The organism is Vibrio sp. S12_S33, assembly GCF_963889785.1.
Taxonomy (GTDB): domain Bacteria; phylum Pseudomonadota; class Gammaproteobacteria; order Enterobacterales; family Vibrionaceae; genus Vibrio; species Vibrio aestuarianus.
On record NZ_CAWPQZ010000355.1, the window covers coordinates 1 to 263 of the forward strand.

At 51.0% G+C, this 263-nt stretch carries 2 tRNA genes; both read left to right on the forward strand.

Annotated features, from left to right (window positions below):
* The first annotated feature begins 50 nt into the window (after positions 1-50).
* Positions 51-127: transfer RNA gene (locus tag AACW06_RS20440), tRNA-Ile, on the forward strand.
* Positions 128-171: 44 nt separating this feature from the next.
* Positions 172-247: transfer RNA gene (locus tag AACW06_RS20445), tRNA-Ala, on the forward strand.
* Positions 248-263 lie beyond the last annotated feature (16 nt).

A 263-nucleotide genomic window follows, 5' to 3' on the forward strand; every position in this document is an offset into this window, starting at 1 on the left:
GATGAGTGTCCACACAGATTGATGGTTTATACAGTTTTAGAGACGATGCTGGGTCTGTAGCTCAGGTGGTTAGAGCGTTCGCCTGATAAGCGAGAGGTCGGTGGTTCAAGTCCACTCAGACCCACCAATTCTTCTTAATCGAAGATTGGCACACAGTATCACACACCTGATGGGGTTATAGCTCAGCTGGGAGAGCGCCTGCCTTGCACGCAGGAGGTCTGCGGTTCGATCCCGCATAGCTCCACCATCTTTAAGCACATTTG